The 20,793-nt window shown below is 68.2% G+C and carries 14 protein-coding genes, 1 tRNA gene and 3 pseudogenes; 11 read left to right on the top strand and 7 right to left on the bottom strand.

All coding sequences use genetic code 11. From position 1 onward, the window contains the following. Positions 1-288: 288 nt before the first annotated feature. The 4 genes from ACIOEW_RS15965 (at position 289) to ACIOEW_RS15950 (ending at position 5,824) form a co-directional block, all read left to right on the top strand. On the top strand, positions 289-987 hold the full coding sequence (locus ACIOEW_RS15965; protein WP_401964317.1) for a sugar transferase: 699 nt from the start codon (positions 289-291) through the stop codon (positions 985-987). A 92-nt stretch (positions 988-1,079) separates the two neighbouring features. Then, positions 1,080-3,347 (top strand): (Fe-S)-binding protein, encoded by a 2,268-nt coding sequence (locus ACIOEW_RS15960; protein WP_362539353.1) that lies wholly within the window; start codon positions 1,080-1,082, stop codon positions 3,345-3,347. A 103-nt stretch (positions 3,348-3,450) separates the two neighbouring features. Continuing rightward, complete coding sequence (locus ACIOEW_RS15955) at positions 3,451-4,770, top strand: FG-GAP repeat domain-containing protein (protein ID WP_401964316.1); 1,320 nt, start codon at positions 3,451-3,453, stop codon at positions 4,768-4,770. A 109-nt stretch (positions 4,771-4,879) separates the two neighbouring features. Next, positions 4,880-5,824 (top strand): Yip1 family protein, encoded by a 945-nt coding sequence (locus tag ACIOEW_RS15950; RefSeq protein ID WP_401964315.1) that lies wholly within the window; start codon positions 4,880-4,882, stop codon positions 5,822-5,824. 140 nt (positions 5,825-5,964) lie between these two features. Here ACIOEW_RS15950 and ACIOEW_RS15945 read toward each other — a convergent pair whose 3' ends face one another. Together ACIOEW_RS15945 and dcd are read right to left on the bottom strand one after the other, a co-directional pair. Continuing rightward, positions 5,965-6,465, bottom strand: coding sequence for a phosphoribosyltransferase (locus ACIOEW_RS15945; RefSeq protein ID WP_362539362.1), 501 nt, complete (start codon positions 6,463-6,465; stop codon positions 5,965-5,967). 6 nt (positions 6,466-6,471) lie between these two features. Then, entirely contained in the window at positions 6,472-7,047 is a 576-nt protein-coding gene (gene dcd, locus ACIOEW_RS15940; protein WP_136326616.1) for a dCTP deaminase, read from the bottom strand. 495 nt (positions 7,048-7,542) lie between these two features. On the opposite strand from dcd, the gene ACIOEW_RS15935 reads away from it, so the two are divergent. Beyond that, a tRNA-Gly gene (locus ACIOEW_RS15935) sits at positions 7,543-7,613 on the top strand. A 436-nt stretch (positions 7,614-8,049) separates the two neighbouring features. Then, positions 8,050-8,484: a hypothetical protein gene (locus tag ACIOEW_RS15930; protein ID WP_362539422.1), complete on the top strand. Its 435-nt coding sequence runs from the start codon at positions 8,050-8,052 to the stop codon at positions 8,482-8,484. 435 nt (positions 8,485-8,919) lie between these two features. On the opposite strand, the gene ACIOEW_RS15925 is transcribed toward ACIOEW_RS15930, so the two are convergent. Together ACIOEW_RS15925 and ACIOEW_RS15920 are read right to left on the bottom strand one after the other, a co-directional pair. Next, positions 8,920-9,357: an NUDIX domain-containing protein gene (locus tag ACIOEW_RS15925; RefSeq protein ID WP_401964314.1), complete on the bottom strand. Its 438-nt coding sequence runs from the start codon at positions 9,355-9,357 to the stop codon at positions 8,920-8,922. 30 nt (positions 9,358-9,387) lie between these two features. Beyond that, the gene (locus tag ACIOEW_RS15920) at positions 9,388-9,819 is read right to left on the bottom strand and encodes an SDR family oxidoreductase (protein ID WP_401964313.1); all 432 of its coding nucleotides are present in this window, start codon (positions 9,817-9,819) and stop codon (positions 9,388-9,390) included. Between ACIOEW_RS15920 and ACIOEW_RS15915 the strand changes: the two are divergent. The 3 genes and pseudogenes from ACIOEW_RS15915 to ACIOEW_RS15905 form a co-directional block, all read left to right on the top strand. Next, a pseudogene (locus tag ACIOEW_RS15915) lies at positions 9,808-10,161 on the top strand (hypothetical protein); the annotation flags it as partial. The gene ACIOEW_RS15920 and the pseudogene ACIOEW_RS15915 sit on opposite strands and share 12 nt — an antisense overlap. 733 nt (positions 10,162-10,894) lie before the next feature. After that, positions 10,895-11,141: pseudogene (locus ACIOEW_RS15910) on the top strand (polymorphic toxin type 28 domain-containing protein). 93 nt (positions 11,142-11,234) lie between these two features. Continuing rightward, entirely contained in the window at positions 11,235-11,855 is a 621-nt protein-coding gene (locus tag ACIOEW_RS15905; RefSeq protein ID WP_401964312.1) for a pentapeptide repeat-containing protein, read from the top strand. Positions 11,856-12,520: 665 nt separating this feature from the next. Here ACIOEW_RS15905 and ACIOEW_RS15900 read toward each other — a convergent pair. Next, positions 12,521-15,220 (bottom strand): FG-GAP repeat domain-containing protein, encoded by a 2,700-nt coding sequence (locus tag ACIOEW_RS15900; protein ID WP_401964311.1) that lies wholly within the window; start codon positions 15,218-15,220, stop codon positions 12,521-12,523. A 350-nt stretch (positions 15,221-15,570) separates the two neighbouring features. On the opposite strand from ACIOEW_RS15900, the pseudogene ACIOEW_RS15895 reads away from it, so the two are divergent. Continuing rightward, positions 15,571-15,774 (top strand): annotated as a pseudogene (locus tag ACIOEW_RS15895) (hypothetical protein); the annotation flags it as partial. A 161-nt stretch (positions 15,775-15,935) separates the two neighbouring features. Next, positions 15,936-18,989: an FG-GAP-like repeat-containing protein gene (locus ACIOEW_RS15890; RefSeq protein WP_401964310.1), complete on the top strand. Its 3,054-nt coding sequence runs from the start codon at positions 15,936-15,938 to the stop codon at positions 18,987-18,989. A gap of 224 nt (positions 18,990-19,213) precedes the next feature. On the opposite strand, the gene ACIOEW_RS15885 is transcribed toward ACIOEW_RS15890, so the two are convergent. Beyond that, positions 19,214-19,867: a hypothetical protein gene (locus ACIOEW_RS15885; RefSeq protein WP_401964309.1), complete on the bottom strand. Its 654-nt coding sequence runs from the start codon at positions 19,865-19,867 to the stop codon at positions 19,214-19,216. Continuing rightward, a complete protein-coding gene (locus ACIOEW_RS15880) occupies positions 19,864-20,484 on the bottom strand; it encodes a hypothetical protein (RefSeq protein ID WP_401964461.1) in 621 nt (206 codons plus the stop codon). Before ACIOEW_RS15880 ends, ACIOEW_RS15885 begins: the two co-directional genes overlap by 4 nt. Positions 20,485-20,793: the final 309 nt, after the last annotated feature.

The following is a 20,793-nucleotide window of genomic DNA, read 5'->3' as shown; positions in this document are numbered from 1 at the left end:
ACACCCGCCCCAGTGTCAACAGACCTGAGTCGAGTCGGCTCAACTATCGTGCACACACCCCACGCCACCAGGCAGAACACCGCGATGCGCGACGGTGGACACACGTCGCATACAGGCAATCAGCGGCAAATCCTGCCCGCGTACGGGCGACACCCGCCCATCCCCACGGGCCACACGCCCCTCCTCATCATCGCCTCATGGGATCGTTCTGTCACAAAATGCCGTGAGCCGCGCAATCCCGGCACACGGTCCGCCGACTCCAGTCAGCCGACCAGGCAGGTACGCACCATGCAGACGCAGAGGCGAGGGCAGAGGCACGGGCCACGGCAGCGGCGGAGACCGGCCGCCACCCCCTGGCGGCCACCGCGGCCCTCCCGCCTCGCGGCCGCCCGCACGGCCCTGAGGGCTCTGGCGCCGGCAACACCGCCCCGCCCCACCGCGAAGCGCGCCCTGGACCTGACCCTCGGCTCGGCCCTCCTGATCCTGGCCACCCCGCTGCTCGCCGCGGCCGCACTGACCCTTGCCGTGCAGCGCGGCTCCGGGGGCGTAGTGGCGCGCTCGACCCGGGTGGGAGCGGACGGCAGACCCTTCGTCCTGCGGTCACTGCGCACCCGGCGGCTGCGCCTGCACGTGATCTCCCGGCTGCCTCATGTCGTACGGGGCGAGCTCTCCCTCGTCGGCCCTGCCCCACTCACGCCGGGCCGCGTGCACGCGTGGCCGGCCGGTACGCGAGACTGGCGACTGGAGCTGAAGCCCGGCCTGACCGGCCTGGCCCAGGTCCGCCACCGCTCGACGATGCCGTGGGACGAGCCGGATCTCCTCGACCAGCACTACGCCGAGCACCATCGGCTGGGTCTGGACCTGGCGATCCTCGCGGAAGCCGTCGGCACACCCCTGCGCGAGGCGGCCCGCGGTCTCGCCCGGCGCGGCAAGGCAGACCTGAGCGACACAGATCACCGCCTGCCCGGCTACAGGACGGCGGGATAAGTGGATAGTGTCAGCACAGACTGATTAAGTTACCGCTTAGTAAGCAGTATTCATCGCTGGATCCCACCCTCGCAGGCCCGAGGAGCCCCCAAATGCAACTCGCCGCGATCATCGTGTCGCTGGTCATCACGGTGGTGGCCGTGGCGCTTTTCGGCCGCGCCATCGCGCAGATCTACCGTTACGTGCGCCTCGGTCAGCCCGTGCCCGCGGGCACCCGCACAGGTGACCCCAAGCAGCGCACCATCACGCTGGCCAAGGAGTTCCTCGGCCACACCCGTATGAACCGCTGGGGCATCGTCGGCTTCGCGCACTGGTTCGTGGCGGTGGGCTTCTTCTCGCTGCTGCTCACGATCGTCAACGCCTTCGGCCAGCTCTTCCAGGCCGACTGGCTGATCCCGATCATCGGCGACTGGCTGCCGTACGAGATCTTCGTCGAGTTCCTCGGCCTGATGACGGTTCTCGGCATCGTGACCCTGATCGTGATCCGGCAGCTGAGCAGGCCGGGCAACGCGGGCCGCAAGTCCCGCTTCACGGGATCGAAGACCGGCCAGGCGTACTTCGTCGAGGCCGTCATCCTCATCGTCGGCCTCTGCATCATGACGCTGCGCGGCCTCGAGGGTGCCCAGCACCACGTGACCAGCTGGGAGCCCGGCTTCTTCGCCTCGTACCCGCTGGTCTCCGCCCTCGACGGGCTCAGCCTCGGCACGCTCCAGAACATCACCTACGCCGTCGCGGCGCTCAAGATCGTCACGTCCTTCACCTGGATGATCACGGTCGCGCTCAACACGAACATGGGTGTCGCCTGGCACCGCTTCCTCGGCTTCCCGAACATCTGGTTCAAGCGGAACGCCGACGGCGCGGTCGCACTGGGCGCGCTCCAGCCGATGACCTCGGGCGGCCAGGAGATCGACTGGGAAGACCCGGCGGAGGACGCCGTCTTCGGTGTCTCGCAGGTCGAGCAGTTCTCCTGGAAGGGCATCCTCGACTTCTCCACGTGCACCGAGTGCGGCCGCTGCCAGTCCCAGTGCCCCGCCTGGAACACCGGCAAGCCGCTCTCCCCGAAGCTCCTGATCATGTCCCTGCGCGACCACGCGCACGCCAAGGCCCCGTATCTGCTGGCCGGTGGCGGCAAGGACATGGAGGGCAACGAGAAGGCGACCGCCGAGCAGCTCAAGGACGTTCCCGCCGCCGCCCTCGCGGAGGCCGAGCGCCCGCTGATCGGCACGGTCGAGGAGAACGGCGTCATCGACCCGGACGTGCTCTGGTCCTGCACCACCTGCGGTGCGTGCGTGGAGCAGTGCCCGGTCGACATCGAGCACGTCGACCACATCGTCGACATGCGCCGCTACCAGGTGATGATCGAGTCCGCGTTCCCGTCCGAGGCGGGCACGATGCTCAAGAACCTGGAGAAGAAGGGCAACCCCTGGGGGCTCGCCAAGAAGCAGCGCGTCGAGTGGACCAAGGAGGTCGACTTCGAGGTCCCGATCGTCGGCAAGGACGTCGAGGACCTCTCGGAGATCGACTACCTCTACTGGGTCGGCTGCGCCGGCGCCCTGGAGGACCGGGCGAAGAAGACCACGAAGGCCTTCGCGGAGCTCCTCCACATCGCGGGCGTCAAGTTCGCGATCATGGGCGGCGACGAGAAGTGCACGGGTGACTCGGCCCGCCGCCTCGGCAACGAGCCGCTGTTCCAGCAGCTCGGCCAGGAGAACGTCGCGATGCTGAACATGGCGTTCGGCGAGGACGACGAGGACGACTCGACCAAGAAGGCCAAGTCGTCGAAGAAGATCGTCGCGACCTGTCCGCACTGCTTCAACACCATCGCGAACGAGTACCCGCAGCTCGGCGGCGAGTACGAGGTCATCCACCACACGCAGCTGCTCCAGCACCTGGTGGACGAGGGCAAGCTCGTCCCGGTGACGCCGGTCGAGGGTCTGATCACGTACCACGACCCCTGCTACCTGGGCCGTCACAACAAGATCTACACGCCCCCGCGCGAGATCATCGCGAAGGTCCCGGGTCTGCGGAACGAGGAGATGCACCGCCACAAGGAGCGCGGCTTCTGCTGCGGCGCCGGTGGCGCTCGGATGTGGATGGAGGAGCGGATCGGCAAGCGCATCAACAACGAGCGCGTCGACGAGGCCCTCTCCCTCAACCCGGACATCGTCTCCACCGCCTGCCCGTTCTGCCTCGTCATGCTGACCGACTCGGTCAACGGCAAGAAGAACGACGGCAAGGCGAAGGAGTCGATCCAGGTGGTCGACGTGTCGCAGCTGCTGCTCGACTCCGTGAGGACCCCGGCCGACCCCGCGGGCGAGCCGGAAGCGGCGGACGCGCCGGAGCCCGAACCGGTGAAGTAACCGGAACCGCGCCACCGCGTTGCACAAGCGGCCGGACCTGCCTCGGGGGCAGGACCGGCCGCTTCTGCTTTGCCACCCCGGTGACGCATCATGTGGGGCGGCTGTGAGGCGCATGCGCGGCGGCGGACGGCCCGGGACCCACGAGACGTACGAGGTATTCCTGCGGGGATACGTACCGGAGGTATCCGTGCGGATACGCAGGACAACGACGAGGACAGGGACGAGGGCGCGGACAAGGGCGAGGTCGACAGCAGCAGCGACAGCTACAGCCGGAGCGCGAACCGGCGGAACGGCCGGCACAACGGCCGCCACCGCAGCGACCACCGCGGCGATCGGCTGCGCCTGCGTACTCCTGCTGACCGCCTGCACGGGCACCTCCGCCTCCCCGGCCCCCAAGAACGGCGACACCCCGCCCGCCGCCCTCTCCGGCCTGGCCGGCGCCGAGCGCCACGCCGTCCCGCACGGCACCGGCAGCCACACCCCCGACGACTTCAACGGCGACGGCCACCGCGACCTCGTCCTCGACGACCTGGTGAAGCCGGCGGCCGACCGCCACGGCGACGACGCCGGGATCGGCATCGTGTACGGCTCCGCCACCCGCGGCCTCGACCCGTCGGTACGCCAGTTGCTCAGCGCGCACACGAACGCCGCCAAGGTCGGCGACACCCTCCCCTCGGCGTTCGACGCCGAGGCGTCGTGCGACCTGGACCGGGACGGCTTCACCGATCTGATCGTGGCCACCGACCCCCCGTACAACGGCATCGGCCGCCCGCCCGTGCCGCTGCAGATCCTGTTCGGCTCCCCCGCGGGCCTCACCGGCAAGGCGGTCACCCTGCGGATCCCGGACCGGGCCCGCTTCGGCAACGCCTGGCCGGACCACCCCGTCTGCGGCGACTTCGACGGCGACGGGAAGGAGGACCTGGCCGTGACGGCGAGCTCGGGCCGGTTCAGCTTCCTGCGCGGCCCCTTCACCCGCGACGGCCGCCCGCACACCGCCGGCGGCACCGTTCCGGGAGCCGGCCCCGCCCTGTCCGCCCCCGAGCCCCGGACGGACACGAACGCCGACGGCTACGACGACCTGGTGTACACCGCCCTCCCCCACGAACCCGGCACCGCCGGCAAGGGCACGCTGCTGCTCGGCAGCCCGGACGGACCGGGCCGCCCGGGCGGCGCGTACCGCTTCGGGGCTCCTGCCGCAGGCCTCCCGACGGCGCCCCTGCGCAGGGCCCCGGGCAGCCCCGCCGCGGCGGGTGCGGAAACGACCCTCCTCCAGCGGTACGCGGACTTCGACGGCGACAGGAAGCCCGACACGGTGGTCCGTACGCACCGGGGCGAGACGGCGGACCTGATCGCGCTGTACCCGGCGACCACACCGGACCGCCCGCTGATCACGTTCACCAGCGCCCTGTTCACGGCGGGCTGAGGACAGCCCCCCAGGGTTCCCCTAGGGGATGTCACAGCTAGGCGGCAAAGGCGGCCCAGTTCCCCCGCCCCGCCCACCCGACCCGCACGGACCAGGTACGTTCGATGACGTGGCTGGATTCAGGATCGGACGCGGCCGGGACAACCGCACCCCGCAGCAAGCGCAACAGCAACCGCGGCAGCAGCCGTACGGCACTCAGGCACCACCGCCGTACGGGCAGCAGCAATGGCCGCCGACGGGAGGCAGCGGCGCCCCGCCCCAAGGCGGCGGCTACAACAACGCCCCCGGCTACAACAGCGGTGGCTACAACGCAGGCGGCTACAACGGCGGCGGGGCCGACGAGCCCGAGTACTTCGCCGACCCGTACCCGCAGCCCCACCACCCCCAGCACCCCCACCAGGGCGACCCGTACGCGAACAGCCCCGGTCACACCCAGGCCTTCAGCATCAACGAGGACCCCTACGGCGACGGCAACACCTACCGCGCCGGCCAGGCCCCCGCCCAGCCCGCAGGCCCGCGCCTGCACTGGAAGCAGCTCCTGAGCGGCATCGTGACGCGCCCCGGCCCGACGTTCTGGCAGATGCGCGACTACCCCGTCTGGGGCCCGGCGCTCGTCGTCACGTTCCTCTACGGTCTGCTGGCGCTGTTCGGCTTCGACCAGGCCCGCGACGACGCGATCAACGCACCGGTCGGCAACGCCATCCCCTACGTCGTCATCACAGGCATCGGCTTCGTGCTCGGCGGTCTGGTGCTCGGCGCGGTCACCCACACCCTCGCCCGCCAGCTCGGCGGCGACGGCGCGTGGCAGCCGACCGTGGGCCTCTCCATGCTGATCATGTCGATCACGGACGTCCCGCGCCTGGTCTTCGCGCTCTTCCTGGGCGGCGAGAACTCCCTGGTCCAGATCCTCGGCTGGCTCACCTGGCTGGCGGCCGCGGCCCTGCTCACCTCGATGGTGAGCAAGTCCCACGACCTGCCGTGGCCGAAGGCACTGGGCGCGTCGGCGATCCAGCTGCTCGCCCTGGTCTCGATCCTCAAACTGGGCACGATCTAGAACCGGGCACGATCCAGAAAAACAGAACCCCCGCGGCCACCAAAGGCCCGGGGGTTCTGTTCTGATCCGTTCCGATCCGTTCTGTTCCGTTCTGTGCCGTGGCGCTGCCCTGCCCTGCCCTGCCACCCGCACTCCGCCTGTCAGGCGTCGAGAACCTGCCCGCTTCGCCGCACGACGGGCTTCTCCACGCTCCACGGGAAGTTGATCCAGCGATCGGTCTTCTTCCACACGTACTCGCACTTCACGAGCGAATGCGACTTCTCGTAGATGACGGCGGAACGCACCTCGGCGACATGGTCGACACAGAAGTCGCGCACCAGCTTCAGCGTCTTCCCGGTATCGGCCACATCGTCGGCGATGAGGACCTTCTTGTCCGAGAAGTCGATGGCGTTGGGCACGGGCGCCAGCATGACGGGCATGTCCAGCGTGGTGCCCACACCCGTGTAGAACTCCACGTTCACCAGGTGAATGTTCTTGCAGTCCAGCGCGTACGCGAGACCACCGGCGACGAACACCCCGCCGCGCGCGATGCTCAGCACCACATCCGGCTCGTACCCGTCATCGGCCACGGCCTGCGCCAGCTCCCGCACGGCATGCCCGAAGCCGTCGTACGTCAGGTTCTCCCGCACGTCATCGCTCACGGGGCATCACACCTGCGTCCGGTGGAAGTTCATGAAGGACCGCGAAGCGGTCGGCCCGCGCTGCCCCTGGTACCGCGACCCGTACCGCTCGGAGCCGTACGGGAACTCCGACGGCGAACTCAGCCGGAACATGCACAGCTGACCGATCTTCATCCCGGGCCAGAGCTTGATCGGCAGCGTCGCCAGGTTCGACAGCTCCAGGGTCACGTGCCCGGAGAACCCCGGGTCGATGAACCCGGCCGTCGAATGCGTCACCAGCCCGAGCCGGCCGAGCGAACTCTTGCCCTCCAGCCGCGACGCGAGATCGTCGGGCAGCGAGATGACCTCGTACGTCGAGGCGAGCACGAACTCACCGGGATGCAGGATGAACGCCTCGTCCCCGTCGGGCTCGACGGTACGGGTCAGATCGGCCTGTTCGACGGCCGGATCGATATGCGGATAACGGTGGTTCTCGAACACCCGGAAATAGCGGTCGAGCCTCACATCGATGCTCGACGGCTGCACCATCGACGCATCGAAAGGATCAATACGTACGCGTCCGGCGTCGATCTCGGCCCGGATGTCCTTGTCTGAGAGAAGCACCCACCGAGGATACGCAGAACGCGCGGGTCCGCCCCCATCGGGCCGCCCGCGCGCCTGTCGCTCGCTCTCCCGCCGCTCTTCTACCGCTCCTCGAACCCCACAGGCACGGCATGCCGCAACCGCGCACAACGAGGACAGCGGATAAGCCGCCCTGGACCGATCCGCCCGGGCCCGAGCTGCTGCATCGGGAACGAGGCGGTAGCGAAAACGTGCCCTTCGGCACAGCGGACGACGGTGCGCTCCATGGAGTCCATCAAGTCCCTTCCCCATCAAGCCGTGGACGAGAAAGCCACATTAGGGGATGAACAGGACGCCACCGCACGCGGCACTCCGACCACCCACGCTACGCCCCCAACTCCCGCCCGGGACACCCGCATCCACCCCCCGCCCACCCCACCCAACCCCCACCACGCCTCACACCCGGGCTCACGCCTCGGGGGGTCTGCGATGGGGTACAGTGTGTGACGATGCGCCGCTGGTCAGCCAGTGCGTTACGCGGGTGTAGTTTAATGGTAGAACATGAGCTTCCCAAGCTCAGAGCGCGAGTTCGATTCTCGTCACCCGCTCTTTTATGAAGGCCCTGGTCAACGACCGGGGCCTTTCTTGTTGTCTAGACCTTTTGGAGGGCGGCATGCCCTCCGCGTGCCCCAAGTTACCCAGATCGATCCGCAGCCGAAAAGGCAGATGGCGGGCTAGATCACCGCGACAACTCAGCGTCGGATCCTGAGGCCCCTCGACACGGTCTGCACCACCAGGATGAACAGGACGCTCGGCGAGTACGCAGTTGCCTCGCTGCACTCCTTCCTCACCTGGGCCGCCACCAGCCGGCCCCTTCGATTGCGACAAGCCAGGCCGTCGCCGCCGGTGAAGAAAACCGCCGAGCGTTCGCACTACCACCCACGCCAGCCATGCGGGTCGGAAACGCAACAATTCGGTTCATAGAAGTGCTGCAACAGTGACGATGTCTCCTGCTAACAAATGGTTAACAGGAGAGGCGCGTCCATGGTCTACGTACGCACCAGCACACTCGACTCGATCGAAGCTGCCGTGGACAGCAACAATGGTTCTGTCGTCATCCGCAACGCTTGGGTGCGTGACCGGGAAGGGATGGATCGTCTGCGGATCACGCGCCTGCAGGCTGTCCGCACGTCGATCGTGCGCCGAGGTCTGCGCACGTTCCCAGAGCGACTGCTGTACTCCGACGAGCGCTGGTCCTTTGTCGTTTACAGGCCCGAACTCCTCGTCCTTGACGTCGGGGTGCTCGCTTCCGACACTGAAAAGCGTGCGGCTCTCGACTACGTCATGGACGCGCTCAGCAAGGGGCCCCACGGACAGTTTCAAACCAATGAGAATCGGTTCCAGAACATGCTCCGTAGGCTCGCGCTGGCCCGCCCCGAGGTCCACTGGGAGTTTAAGCGACCGACCAAAGCCGCATAGGGTTCAGGTTCTCACTCATGGTGGCGTCTGCGGCTCGGCCTGACCACTCAGCGAAACGGAACCGTTCCCTCCAAGGCGCCACCCATTTCTTTCAACCCATCTCGCTTCATCACGCGGGGCGCGGGCGGTGCGGCAGCGCGCCGCACCGCCACTGTCAGATCCCCTCAGACTTCATGCACCTGTGATGCCTCAACTGCCGTCTTCTTCCTGACGGTACAAACCTTGGCATCAATACCTTTCGCGACCTCCTGCTGCCACTCGCTATCAGAGTGCTGGTAGATCAGTGCCGCCCTCTCCGACGCGACTGCCGGCCGGACGTATCAGCGTCTACGCGCTTGCGGCATCGAGCCGGCGTTAAGCCAGTAGCGCGTACGGACGCCATCAGCCCGGCTCATCTCAGAGTCGGGCTGATGGCGTGCTGACGTACTCGAAAGCTCAGAGTGACGCCTCGAATCCGAGGCTTCCCGCACTGATGGCTCCCCGTAGGACGTGGGCGATCTCCTCGGGCTTGAGGTCGATGCCGTCGAGCCCCTCCATGGCCAGCGGAATTTCCTCCAGCGCGTATTCACCGCGGCCTTCGGCGCTGAACTCGGGACCGGTGCGGTCGTCGAAGGACCAGGTCGCGATGCGGGCGAGGTAGAAGAGCTGACGCTCGTCGTCGGACTCCATCGTGTGGAGGAGCCGGATGATGTCGGCCTTCCCTGCGATCTCCTCGTGAATCTCCCGGTGGAGGGCCGCCTCCCGGGACGCGTCGCTGGGTTCGACGCCGCCGCCGGGCAGAACCCAGTACTCGGGGATGCCGGGCCGGGTGCGGCGGATGACCAGCATCGTGTCGGCTGCCGTGACGAGGACGGCGCGGACTCGTTCCATCATTTCGGTCTGTCTCCTTGCTTGTTGGTGGTCTCAGTGCAGCAGCCAGCCGCCGTCGACGTGGACGGACTGCCCCGTGATGAACGAGGCGGAGGGGCCCACGAGAAACGCCACCAAGGCGGCGACATCCTCGGGCCGGCCACGGCGCGGGACACACTGGCGCTTGATCTGATCCTCCGGCCGCGCACGGTGCTGGGCGGGAAGACTGGTCTCGGCCTCGACCTGGATGGCCCCGGGCCTGACCGTGTTGACGCAGATCCCGTACGGGCCCAGTTCGCGGGCGAGGGAACGGGTCAGTCCCAGCAGCCCTGCCTTCGCGGTGCTGTACGCGACGAGGTTCGTCCGGCCGGCGCGGGCGTTGACACTGCCGATATTCACGATCCGGGGGGCACCAGTCGCACGAGGACCGGCACGAGGCGGCCTGACCCACCTCCATACCAAGGAGCCCGAACCATGCCCGCCCATGCACTCCACTTCGATGGGTACGAGGGAGAACCCCTGCGGTTGCCGCCCATGCCCGAACGCACGCCCCAAGCACTCCGGTTGGCCATTCAGGAACACACTCCGCACCTCCTCCCGGACTTTGAGGCTCACTGGAAGCGCGTCATCGGCGACGCCTTCAACATCACCCCCGTTCCGGCCTTCATGCGCCTGTGGTGGACGCAGTACGCCATCGCGCGAAATCCCGTCCTCGACTCACACCTTCGTGACCTCGAAGCCCGCGCCGCCAAGTCCGAAGACCCCGAGGAGTCCACCCGGCTTCTGGAGGAGTACAGCCGCCTTCGGCACGAAGCCAGCCGCCGAGAGGAAGCCCGGAGAGTGATCGACGAACCACCCCGGCCGCCTTGGCAGATGGACTGGACGAAGCAGGCGCAGCACGACTTCCAGAACATGCCCGCCGAAGGCAGTGACCTGGTCATGAGCGCCCGAGCGGAACTGGTCACCGCCGAAGACCCGTACTTCCGGGGAATCGACGCCGACGCCTCGCTCCCGCACTGGATGACCGTCCGACCACTGGCCTCCACGAGCCCCGGTGGCCCCCACATCGTGGACTGACCTGCCGTCGACGTGCCCCTTTCGTGCCCTTCGGAGCGGACAGCAGCGGTCAGGTACAGCTCCCACAGACCGTGACCATCCACACCGGCTGACGTGAAAGCGCAGCTCAGCACCTCTTCGTGACCCAAGGACCGTAGATTCCCAAGCTCAGACCGCGAGTTCGGTTCTCGTCACCCGCTCCATGAGAAGCCCCAGGCCAACGGCCGGGGCTCTTTTGCTGGCCGGGCCACGCTACGTCTTCCGCACCAGGTCTGTTCGGCCTGATCAGGGTCGATGCACGCGGTACCGCCCCTGCCTCGCGTCGCGGGTCACCGGTCGGCGGAACCGCTGGTTCGTGCCGAGCGTGGTGTCCTGCGGCGTTCGTGCCGGGGGCCGGGACCCGGGGACAGTACGCGGTGGGACGGGAAGGGGGACGGCATGGCTGGGGAGACAGCGCTGGTGGAGCGGATAGCTGACCAGCGGGCCGGGGTGAGCATTCCGCGGGCTGGAGAACATCCAGCCCGACCCAATTGGCCGCATCAACTCCGAGCCCAACCACAATCATTACTCGGCGGCACGACGGGAGGCCGCGGGTGAGGTGCTGGCCCGGAAGGCGGACGGAACGCCATTCGATGACATCAAGGACCTCGCTCAGGCACAGCAGACTGGAGAACGTCCGTAAGGTCCTCTGGAAGGATATGGAACGACCGCCAGAAGGGCTGACGGATCGAGGACTCGAAGTCCTCCTCTAGAAGCACGACGAAACGGTCTACCACCTGGGCCGTGTAAAGGGCTTCCTGCACCAGATCGAACAACAGTGACAACAGGGTCGGAACGCCAACCGCATGACCACTCCCCCCGGCATCCCGCACGAAGAGAGCCACGCAACCGAGTTGCGAAGGCGATGGACTCAGCCTTGGAACGCACCATTCCTGGTCGAGCTCCGGTCCGCCCTGACCAGGGGCACCGGCGACTGGCGCGCGATGGTGCGCTCATGGACGCAGCCGTGGGGCACCGAGAACGACCTGGGCGGCATCCCACTGGCCGGTGCGAATCTCTCGGGTCTGGACCTGGCAGGCGTCCACCTCGGCTACGCAGACCTGCGTGGCGCCACCCTCACCGGCTGCGACCTTACCGACGCCTTCCTGACCGGTGCCGACCTGCGCGAGGCGAGCCTCGCGGGCGCCGTACTCACCCGGGTGAACGCCGGCCTCTGCAACCTCGGTGACGCCGACCTGACGAGGGCTCGTGCCGACGACTCCGTCCTCTCCCGCGCCCGCCTGGCCGGTGCCGTCGCCTGCGGAGCCTCCCTGCGCGGCGCGAGGCTCGTCGGCGCGGACCTCACCGGCACCGACCTCACCGACGCCGACCTGACGGACGCTGTCCTCATCTCGGCGAAGACTGACGGGGCCGTGCTGACCGGCGCCCGCATGCAGGGCGTCCGCCGTGGATCCCTGCGTCCCTGACGCCCGAAAGCGGCGGTCATCCCCCTCTCGCTCACTCGCGACTACGTGGTGGAGGGCCCGGTCCTTGAGAACATCACGGGCGCACCGTCTCGGAGTTCTCCGCACAGGATTGCTCCCACTGATCGTGAGCGTGGGCGCGCACCGACATCCCCGCTGGCATGCCCATCGGTGCGCACCTCGACGTATATCCACAGCACCCCGCCACTCGTGCCCCATCCGTGCCCAGCCAGACGGACAACAGTGGTGAACACGGGGCCCGCGAGACCACACCAGGAGCACCTGCGCAGTGACGTATCAGCAGGTCAGGGCGCATGCGGCAACCGTAGGCACCGGTGATTCCCAAGCTCAGAGCGCGAGTTCGATTCTCGTTGCCCTCTCCACAGCTCGAAGGTGGAAGCCCCGGGCCAACGGGCAAGGGCTTCTCTGGTACCTGGACCACTCCCAGTCCGCCGTGCCCCTCGCGTGCCCCGAGTCACCCAAATCCGTAGCCGAAGGGGCAGATGACTGGCCGGTTCACGCGGCGACAGAAGCTGCCTGCGGACTCGTGTGGAAGGAGCAGGACAACTGCACGGCTCGGCCTCTTCAGCGGGCCACAGCAGACTGGTGCGGAGCGTGCGGTCTCCCGCGAGGCCGGTTCGGTGATCCGGCCCCGCGGGAGCGGGAGGTCAGAAGATGCCTCGGTAACCCTGCCAGCCCGTGGAGATCTGAGTACGGGAGCCGAAAGACCCCTTACCGTCACCGTTGTTCCTGTAGAGGCGGCCCGCGCTGTCGCGTTCGATCAGATCCGCCCTGCCGTCCCCAGTGAGGTCGCCGGGCCCGACGATGGTGTTGTAGGAGGAACCCCAGTCCTTGAAGACCAGGACGCGCTCCTTGAACTGGCCGCCGGCGGTGCCGTTGTAGCGCCACAGTTCGTTGGAGGAGTCCTTGGCCAGGAGGTCTCCGTATCCGTCGCCGTTGAGATCACCGACGCCCATCACCTTGGTGTAGGTCCAGTGGGTCCGGATCTTCTTCCCCGCTGACAGTGTTCCGTTGCCCGTCGACGCGAAGAGGTAGATGTCTCCCGTCGAGGTCTTCCAACCGAGCAGATCGGCGCGGCCGTCGCCGGTGAGGTCGCCGGGCGAGGTGAGGGTCTTGTACGCCTGGAAGCCCGTGCCGAGTTTCGTGTACGACGATGCGGGTGTCGGCGCGGCGCCGCAGCCGGGGCGGTATCCCCGCAGTGATCCGTCCGGCATGCGCACCAGAACGTCGTTGCAGCGGTCGCCGTCCAGGTCCCCGAACGGCACCGCGACCGAGGAGGTGGACCAGCCCCCGCTGTACGTCTTGCCCGACAGGACTCCCGTTCCGGTGCCGTGCTGGAAGGTGAACTCGCCCTTGGTGTTGAGGGTCAGCACATCGCCGACGCCATCCCCGGTGTGGTCACGGCGAACCGGCTGTGCCGGTACGCCCGCGTCCACCAGGTGGATCTGCTGTTCGGCATCGGCAAAGACGACGTGGCGTCCGTGCGGATCCAGGTTCCACAGGCTGCGGCGCTCCGACCCATTCGCTGCCGGAGCGAGGTTCTGTGCCAGGGGAAGGGATGCGAGGTCGTTGCTCACGGCCTTGCCGGAAGTGATGACGGTACGCACCAGCTTGCCGCGACCGGTGTCGTGGCGGACCAGATATCCGTCGGCGAGCAGTGCGTCACCGACCGGCACCGCGATCGAGATGCCCTTCGAGCGGTCGAACACCCCGGCCTTGTTCGCGGTGGCGCAGGACCAGTAGACCCAGCGGCCGACCGCTTGCAGTTCGTTCGGCAGGCAACCGGACCTGGTGTTGACGCTCACAGAAGCGGCGTCGCTGCCGAGAGTGGTCACGGACAGAACGCCCGCGGTTGAAGTAGTGGTCCACAGCCGGCCGTCGCCGACGGTGGCAGCCGCCGCGGTACGGGTGAGGACCACCTTGGACTGATTCCAGTCGATGACGTACTGATGGCGCTGTGGTCCGGAGAAGACGGCGTAACGCCCCGCCGCCGAAGTGAGGTCCCCACCCGGCTCCGGGTAGGTGAGGGTCTGACTCTGCCCGGCGGCCGTGCGCCGAACCAGCTCGGACCCATACCCCTTGTCGTAGACCACGGAACCGTCGCCGGCGCCGAAGGAGCGGGCGCAGACCTCGTTCACGACGCACATCTTGTTGTACCCCTCGCCCGGCAGTGCCTGTCCGACGACAGGCACTGCCGCCGAGGAGACGGTGCGGGTGTTGAACCTGACGTCGTAGCCGGGGTCGTCAGACGTCTGGTCCAGATAGGTCAGATTCCCGCCGGACAGGGCAATCCCGTCGACCGGTGCCGCGAGAGACGGAAGGTGTTGCAGCTTGTCGCTGATGACGCCGCCGGCTCCGGTGGCAGAGAGGCGCCAGGAGTCCCAGTCCTGAGGACCGCTGCCCCCGACGGCGAGCATGGATCCATCGGGGGCCGCGTACACGAAGCCGGACGTCCTGGGCAACAACTGACGCTTGGTGCCCCCGGACAGCGGAAAGGTGTACAGCCCTTCCGTGTCGGCATAGCCGGCCACGATGTTGTCACCGACGAGCCCGAACTCCGTCATGCCCTTGGTGACCTCGGGCGGCACGATCACCGGAGGAGCCCCCAGGTCGGCCCTGAGCAACAGCTGTGCACCCGTACCGGAGGACCACTCACCGACGTACTTGTCGCTCATGACGGCCTTGCGGCCCCAGGGGGCGGACAAAGGGGAAAGGATTTCGGAGAAGGTGCCGCTCCGGGCATCGACGAGTCCCCATTGGTAGAGGAACTTCTTCGGATCGTCGGTGGGCACGCGGTAACGCATCATCAGTGAGTCCGCGTCCCTGGGGCCATTCGCGTTCCACTGGGAGTTCTGGGGAAATCCCGTGACCGTCACATTCTCGGATCCCCCGCCCGCGACAGGCTTGAAGAGATGCACGACGCGCTCTCCACTGGCCCCTGGTGTGTAGGCGACCGCTGCCTCTCCCGCGGTCCCCGCCCAGCTGTAGCCCTTGGGGATCGTGACCGTTCCCCTGTCCGCGCCCGAAGGGTAGGCCCGGAACCGGATATCGAAGGGAGTGGTCGAACTCTGCCTCACGGCCACCGTGTCCGACTGGGCGAAGAACACCATGTCCGCCGCCGTGATGAACGCCGCGGCGTCCTGCGTCTCTCCCGTGGCGTACGAAGTCCACAGGTAGTGGTCGGAACCCTCCGGCCACGACAGATAGCCCGATGTGCCGGGGCTGACAGAGCCCGCGTTACGCGGCCAGTTGCGCACCGCCGCCGGCACGACCACCTCACCACCCGACGCCGCCTGCGCCGGCACCCCGCCGCCGAGCAGACTCCCGCCGAAAGCCAGTGCCGACACAGCCGCGAGAACTCCGCGCCACGAAGCACGTCTGGACATCACTGCATGACGGACCAAAAGAACCATTCCCCCAGGAAAGCGACTAAATTAGCCGATGCACATAAACGGCCGCATTCAACTGGCCTGCTCGATCGGATTCCGAACGATTGCCAGTACCCACCCCACGCGAGTCAGCGGATGCTAACAGCACCCATATGGGGGGCGGAAGCGATCTACGACAGAGCCGGTCAGTGCACCCGAAGTGGGTGCTGCAGTCTGAGTGGGTAACAGCACCTGTCCGGTTCGGCCGACCATGAGTTCTCTGCCTTTCCTGAATCGCCGAAGGACCGCGCCTGTCGTCCCGTCATGGATTGGGTGTCCACGGTCCGAACGCCTGCGACCGGGTAGCGGAGTTGCACGAGCCCACAGACAACATCTCCGGCTATGTGCTGGAAGCAGTGGCCCGCCACTTTCGGCGCCGACTGCTGGGCGACGACCTCCGACGCCACGAAGAGGAGCACAGCAGCCTCAGCGACGAGGAACTGGCAGAGGCCTGGTCGAAGATCATCGGTGCCCCCCGGGCCCGTAGGTCATGCACAGGTAAAGTGCTAAAGTCCGGCCATTCGCCTGGCGGGATGGCCGGACGTCATCTGTGCCACGCGTCCATGACCTGCGGCTCAACGGCGCACGCACAAGTCCCTCCAAGCCTTCGACTACCGTCCCCGGAGAGTCCTGCATGGGCAGACGTGCGCTCGTACGAGGCGCCACCGCCGCCACTGTTTCCTTCACGCTCGCCCTCGGGCTCGGCCCGCTCTCGGCCGGCAGTGCGCATGGGGAGACAGTCACCAATGAGGTGGTCGTGCCGGCCACCACGGCCATGGTTCCCCGGACGGGCCTGCTGGGCGCGGGGCCCTCGGGGTTCCTCCGGTACGAGGAGGGGCGGGGGCAGCTGTGGACGACGTACGACGGTGTCGACACCGTCGTCGATGCTTCGGGCACGGACGTGTACGGCGTCACGAGTGCCGGCGCGGGTTCGGACGTCGTCGCCCGCTACGACTACTCCGTCCGGACCGTGACGCTCCGGAACATGACGTCCGGCCAGGTCAGTACGGTCGCGCTCCCCGACGGACACTCGTACTTCAGCACCCTCGGGTCGACGGTCGTCACGACGGCGGGAGTCCCGGGTTCCGACTCCGTGTGGCATCTGTTGGACGCCCGGGCCGACGGCTCCGTCACCGACCGCACGGTGGAAGGCGTCCCCGCCGGCGTCTACCTGTGGTCCGCCGCCGGGCTGGGCGACGCGCACGGACAGGTCGTGCGGTACCGAAAGGGCGACGACGAAGTCACCGGATGGCTCGATGTCGAGCAGGGACGCTTCACCGCCCTGCCGTACACCGTGCAGTCGTGGTACTACCTGGTCGCGCTCAGCGCCACCCACCTGGTGTGGTTCTACGACGGCACCCTGCACGTCGCCTCCCGCCAGGACACGGCCGCCCCCGTACGGACCGTCCAGGTCGGCGACATCGCGCAGGTACTGGGCCTGGTCGGGGACACCGTCATCGTGTCCCGGTACGACTCCGCCCTGGGCCGCTACGAAACCGATCGCGCGGTCTCGCGGGTCGAGGCGGTACCTCTCAACGGCTCCGCGCCGCGGACGCTGCTGGCCAGGACGTCGCGGCAGGCCATGCCGACTCCGGGCGGCGGGCTGCTGGTCGCGGGCGGCGCCGACCCGGACCACTGGGGCGTCTCTCTCATCGAGGCCGCCGGGGGCGGCGGGGTCACCGTGCGGCGGATCGCGGACGCGTATCCCCGGAAGACCGCCCGCACGGTCTCCCAACTGACCCTCACCCAGGGGCGGTTGACCACCGTGGAGCAGGATCCGGTGGGTGACTGGACGTATCTCCACACCCGTGAGACCGGAGTGGCCGGCTCCCCCACGGCGGGGGCACGCACCACCCGGGGCCGTATCGCGCCGGAGAACTACTCGGAGGGCCGTCCGCGCCTCTTCGACACCGGTGACGGCCGGACGGTCATCTCCGGCTACGGCACGGGCGCCGCCCAGCAGCCCCAGCTCCTCGGGGCCGCCCAGGCGCTGCCCGGCACCCGGATCGACAGCTCCCGCAGCTACCTGACCGCAGCTGCCGCGGGCGGCCGCTTCGCCGCCCTGACCAGGCCGTACGACAGCACCGGCGCGGCGGAGACCCGGATCGTCGACCTCGACACCGGGCGCACGGTGTACACGACGACGGAGACCGTGCGGGCGATGTGGGGCACCACCGTGTGGGTGATGTCCGGCAACGACACCGTGGTCCCCTTCAACCTGCTGACCGGGCAGCAGGGCGAGCCGGTGTGGTTCGGGCGCGGCTGCCTGCTGAACGACTTCCAAGCGGTCGGCCGGTGGCTGCTGTGGAACTGCGTGCTCAACTCGGAGGGCCAGGGCGTCTACGACACCGTCACCAAGCGGAACCTGACCCTCGTCTCCGGCTCCGCCTGGGAGCAGGCACAGCTCGGCGACGGCTTTGTCGCGACAGTCGAGGCCGGCCGGCTGAAGGTGATCGACGTCCGCAGCGGGACGCCCGTGTCGCACACCGCCGGGGAGTTCGAGGGGAACGCCTGGGACGTCGACCCGTACACGGGCGTGATCGCCCAGCTCCGCTCCGACAACACCATCCGTCTGACCTCAAGCGATGTCCCCGTATCCGCACTCGTCCAGCGCGATGCCACCGTCGCCGCCTCGGTGGACTTCAAGGGTGGCGCCGCGCAGTGGAGCCCGAAGTGGTGGCTGAACAAGCCCGCGGCCTCCTGGAAGCTCGTGATCAACAACAGGGCCGGTACGGCCGTGCGCACCCTCTCCGGCGGCCTGGCACGCGGTGTGGTGTTCCCGGCCTGGAACGGCAAGGACGGCTCCGGCCGGCTGGTGCCCAACGGCACCTATACCTGGAAGCTGACCGTCACCCCCGCGGACGGGCAGGGCGCGGCGCTGACGAAGACGGGCACGGTCAAGGGCACCGGAGCCGCAGCGGCCCGCCGCGACTTCGTCGGATCGGACGGCTTCGGCGAGCTGCTGACGCTGAACGGCTCGGGCGGGCTGACGTACCAGTACGGGACGGGGAAGGGAACGTTCACCGGGAAGCGAACGGGCTCCGGGTGGCCGACCACGGTGAAGGCGGTGCCCTTCGGCGACCTGAGCGGTGACCGGTGCAACGACGTGCTCGTCCGGCTCAGCAGCGGGGCGTTGCGCGCCTACCGGCCCGCGTGCGGGGCGGCGGCGACGCCTTCCACCGCGTACACCTCGCTGGGCACGGGCTGGAACCAGTACGACGTGCTGACCTCGCCCGGGGACGTCAGCGGTGACGGCCGGGCCGACCTGATCGCCCGCCGGGCCTCGACCGGCGACGTCTACCTCTACAAGTCGACGAGCACGGGCAAGCTCTCCGCCGGTGTGAAGATCGCGTCCAAGTGGACGGGTTACAAGAAGATCCTGGGGGCGGGCGACCTCAACGCCGACGGTCACGGCGACCTGCTGGTGCAGGACAGGTCGAACGAGCTGTGGCGCTACGACGGCACCGCGACCGGCAAGTTCAAGAGCCGCGTGAAGGTCTTCGACAACTGGGGCTCGTCGTACAACGTGATCGTGGGCGTCGGCGACATCACCGGCGACGGCAAAGCCGACATCGTCTCCCGCGACACGTCCGGCACCGCCTGGCGCAACAACGGCAACGGCAAGGGCTCCTTCGGCAGCCGTACGAAGATCGCCACCGGATGGCAGGGGTACAAGGGCCTGTTCTGAGCCGGCCTTCGCCACTGCCCCGCGGGCCCGGACGACGTGATTCGTCCGGGCCCGTTCCATGCCGCATGCCCAAGACACTCCGGTTCCGGTCACCACTGCCCGGCGAACGAACCACGGGCGAATTCCGGCTCCGCCCCCGGTCCGGAACTCGAACTGCTCACCTGCGCGACGGGCAACGATCTGAAGAGCGCGCGCCTCCCCGCTGATCAGCCACACTCAAGCCCTTAGCCCGCAGGCCAATGCGGGTTCGGCATGCCGTCATCGCTCATGTGCGCTCGCTGCCAGAGCCCTTTCCAGTTGAACGGGGTCTCCGGGACGAACCGGTGCCGCTGCCCGCACGGACATGGCGCCAGCACCCACGCGCACCCACGGCACAGCTCCACCCAGCCGTGCCCGGTCGAGTTCGACACCAGCGGTCTCTCGTCCCCGCAGGCGGGACAGCCGGGGAGATCGGCGCCGTCCAGAATCGCGTTCTGTCGCCGGACGTACTCGGGCAACCGCAGCGACGGATGGCGAAACGGGTCTTCGTACCAGGCGCGGTCCGGGCCCTCCCACCAGCTCCGCAGCCACCACGGTCGCGGATTCACTACAGCCCGCCGCCCGGCCCGCTTCTCTGCCCGGCGGTGCGCGGCGTACTCCTCCGCCCGCGCGAGCCACAGGACCCGCGCCTCATGCAGTTCCTCCACCGCCCGCACAAGTGCGTCCGGGTCCGCCTCCAGATGCCGGGGGATCGCGGCGCTGAGCGTGAGGTGGTGGTACGTCGCCCGGAGGCCGTACGGAGCAAAGAGGGTGATGCAGGTCCGCAGCGCGCTGTGCCGGCGAAGGAGGGGAAGGCGGGCGTCGTGCACGTGCGCCCGGTGGGTCAGGAAACTGGTCATTGCGCGGGTGCCAGGTCCAGTGCCCGTGCCAGGGCGGCGGTGACGGCGGCAGCGTGTGCCGACAGGTGTCGTTCAGCCCAGGTTCCGGCAAGACCGAGGAAGTCCTGCAAACCCTGCTGGGCGCCGGCGACGAGCGTGCGTACCTGGTCTACCGACAGCTCGATCACCGGGCTGCCGTCCGTCCCGTGGGCGTCGAGCGTCAGCCGGACGATGTCGCCGACGCGTTCGGCCATCGACGACGGATCGTGGCCGAAGGAGGAGCAGCCGGTGCCGTCGAGCACCTCCAGCCAGTCCCGCCAGGTCTCCAGGCCGTTGCAGCACCCCGGCTCGACGAGGACGGTGTCGGTGGCGTTGTCGGTCACCCGGAAGCCACCGGCGGCGAACAGGTCGGGCATGGTGCGCAGCCCGTGCAGGAAGATGCCGAGTGGGTCGGTCGGGCACGGCCCGTGCTCCTCCTCCGGCTCGAAGTCGTTGCAGTCGGCGATCCGCATAACGGCCGTGCCGACCTCCGCCGGAGTCAGCTCCCCGTTCAGCACGAGGTAGCCATACGATTCCTGCTCGCCAATCGGCCAGAGCGCGAAGTCGTCGGCGGCGGAGATCTCCAGAACGGGTTGCATCACAATCACTTGGGGATGATGCCGGACCCACTGCTACACCGCCACGGGCTTTCAGCTGCTGCATCGGACTCGGAGGAGCGGGCCCCGCTCCCTGGGTAGTTGCGCGGTGCTCTCCGGGCAGGCTCGTGGCTCACCCCTTGAAACGCCATCGGCCCGCCCGGTGCAAATACCACGGGAGAATCCGGTCATCGTCAGCGGACAGTGGCGACCGGCACCTCTTGAGGCCCCGTCCATGAAGGGCTGTGGTCCACGTACGGATGTGGCCCGCGCGAAAGGAAGCTTCAGTTACCCGCGCTCTCCGCCCGGGGC

The sequence above is a fragment of the Streptomyces sp. NPDC087901 genome (assembly GCF_044742205.1).
In the GTDB taxonomy this organism is placed as follows: domain Bacteria; phylum Actinomycetota; class Actinomycetes; order Streptomycetales; family Streptomycetaceae; genus Streptomyces.
This window is presented reverse-complemented; position numbering and strand designations above follow the sequence as displayed.

What these genes read in the sequence shown, in the direction of transcription:
- ACIOEW_RS15965 (WP_401964317.1), top strand. Translation starts at nt 289, where the DNA reads ATGCAGACGCAGAGGCGAGGGCAGAGGCACGGGCCACGGCAGCGGCGG.
- ACIOEW_RS15960 (WP_362539353.1), top strand. Translation starts at nt 1,080, where the DNA reads ATGCAACTCGCCGCGATCATCGTGTCGCTGGTCATCACGGTGGTGGCC.
- ACIOEW_RS15930 (WP_362539422.1), top strand. Translation starts at nt 8,050, where the DNA reads ATGGTCTACGTACGCACCAGCACACTCGACTCGATCGAAGCTGCCGTG.
- ACIOEW_RS15925 (WP_401964314.1), bottom strand. Translation starts at nt 9,357, where the DNA reads ATGATGGAACGAGTCCGCGCCGTCCTCGTCACGGCAGCCGACACGATG.
- ACIOEW_RS15920 (WP_401964313.1), bottom strand. Translation starts at nt 9,819, where the DNA reads ATGGGCGGGCATGGTTCGGGCTCCTTGGTATGGAGGTGGGTCAGGCCG.
- ACIOEW_RS15905 (WP_401964312.1), top strand. Translation starts at nt 11,235, where the DNA reads ATGACCACTCCCCCCGGCATCCCGCACGAAGAGAGCCACGCAACCGAG.
- ACIOEW_RS15890 (WP_401964310.1), top strand. Translation starts at nt 15,936, where the DNA reads ATGGGCAGACGTGCGCTCGTACGAGGCGCCACCGCCGCCACTGTTTCC.
- ACIOEW_RS15885 (WP_401964309.1), bottom strand. Translation starts at nt 19,867, where the DNA reads ATGACCAGTTTCCTGACCCACCGGGCGCACGTGCACGACGCCCGCCTT.
- ACIOEW_RS15880 (WP_401964461.1), bottom strand. Translation starts at nt 20,484, where the DNA reads ATGCAACCCGTTCTGGAGATCTCCGCCGCCGACGACTTCGCGCTCTGG.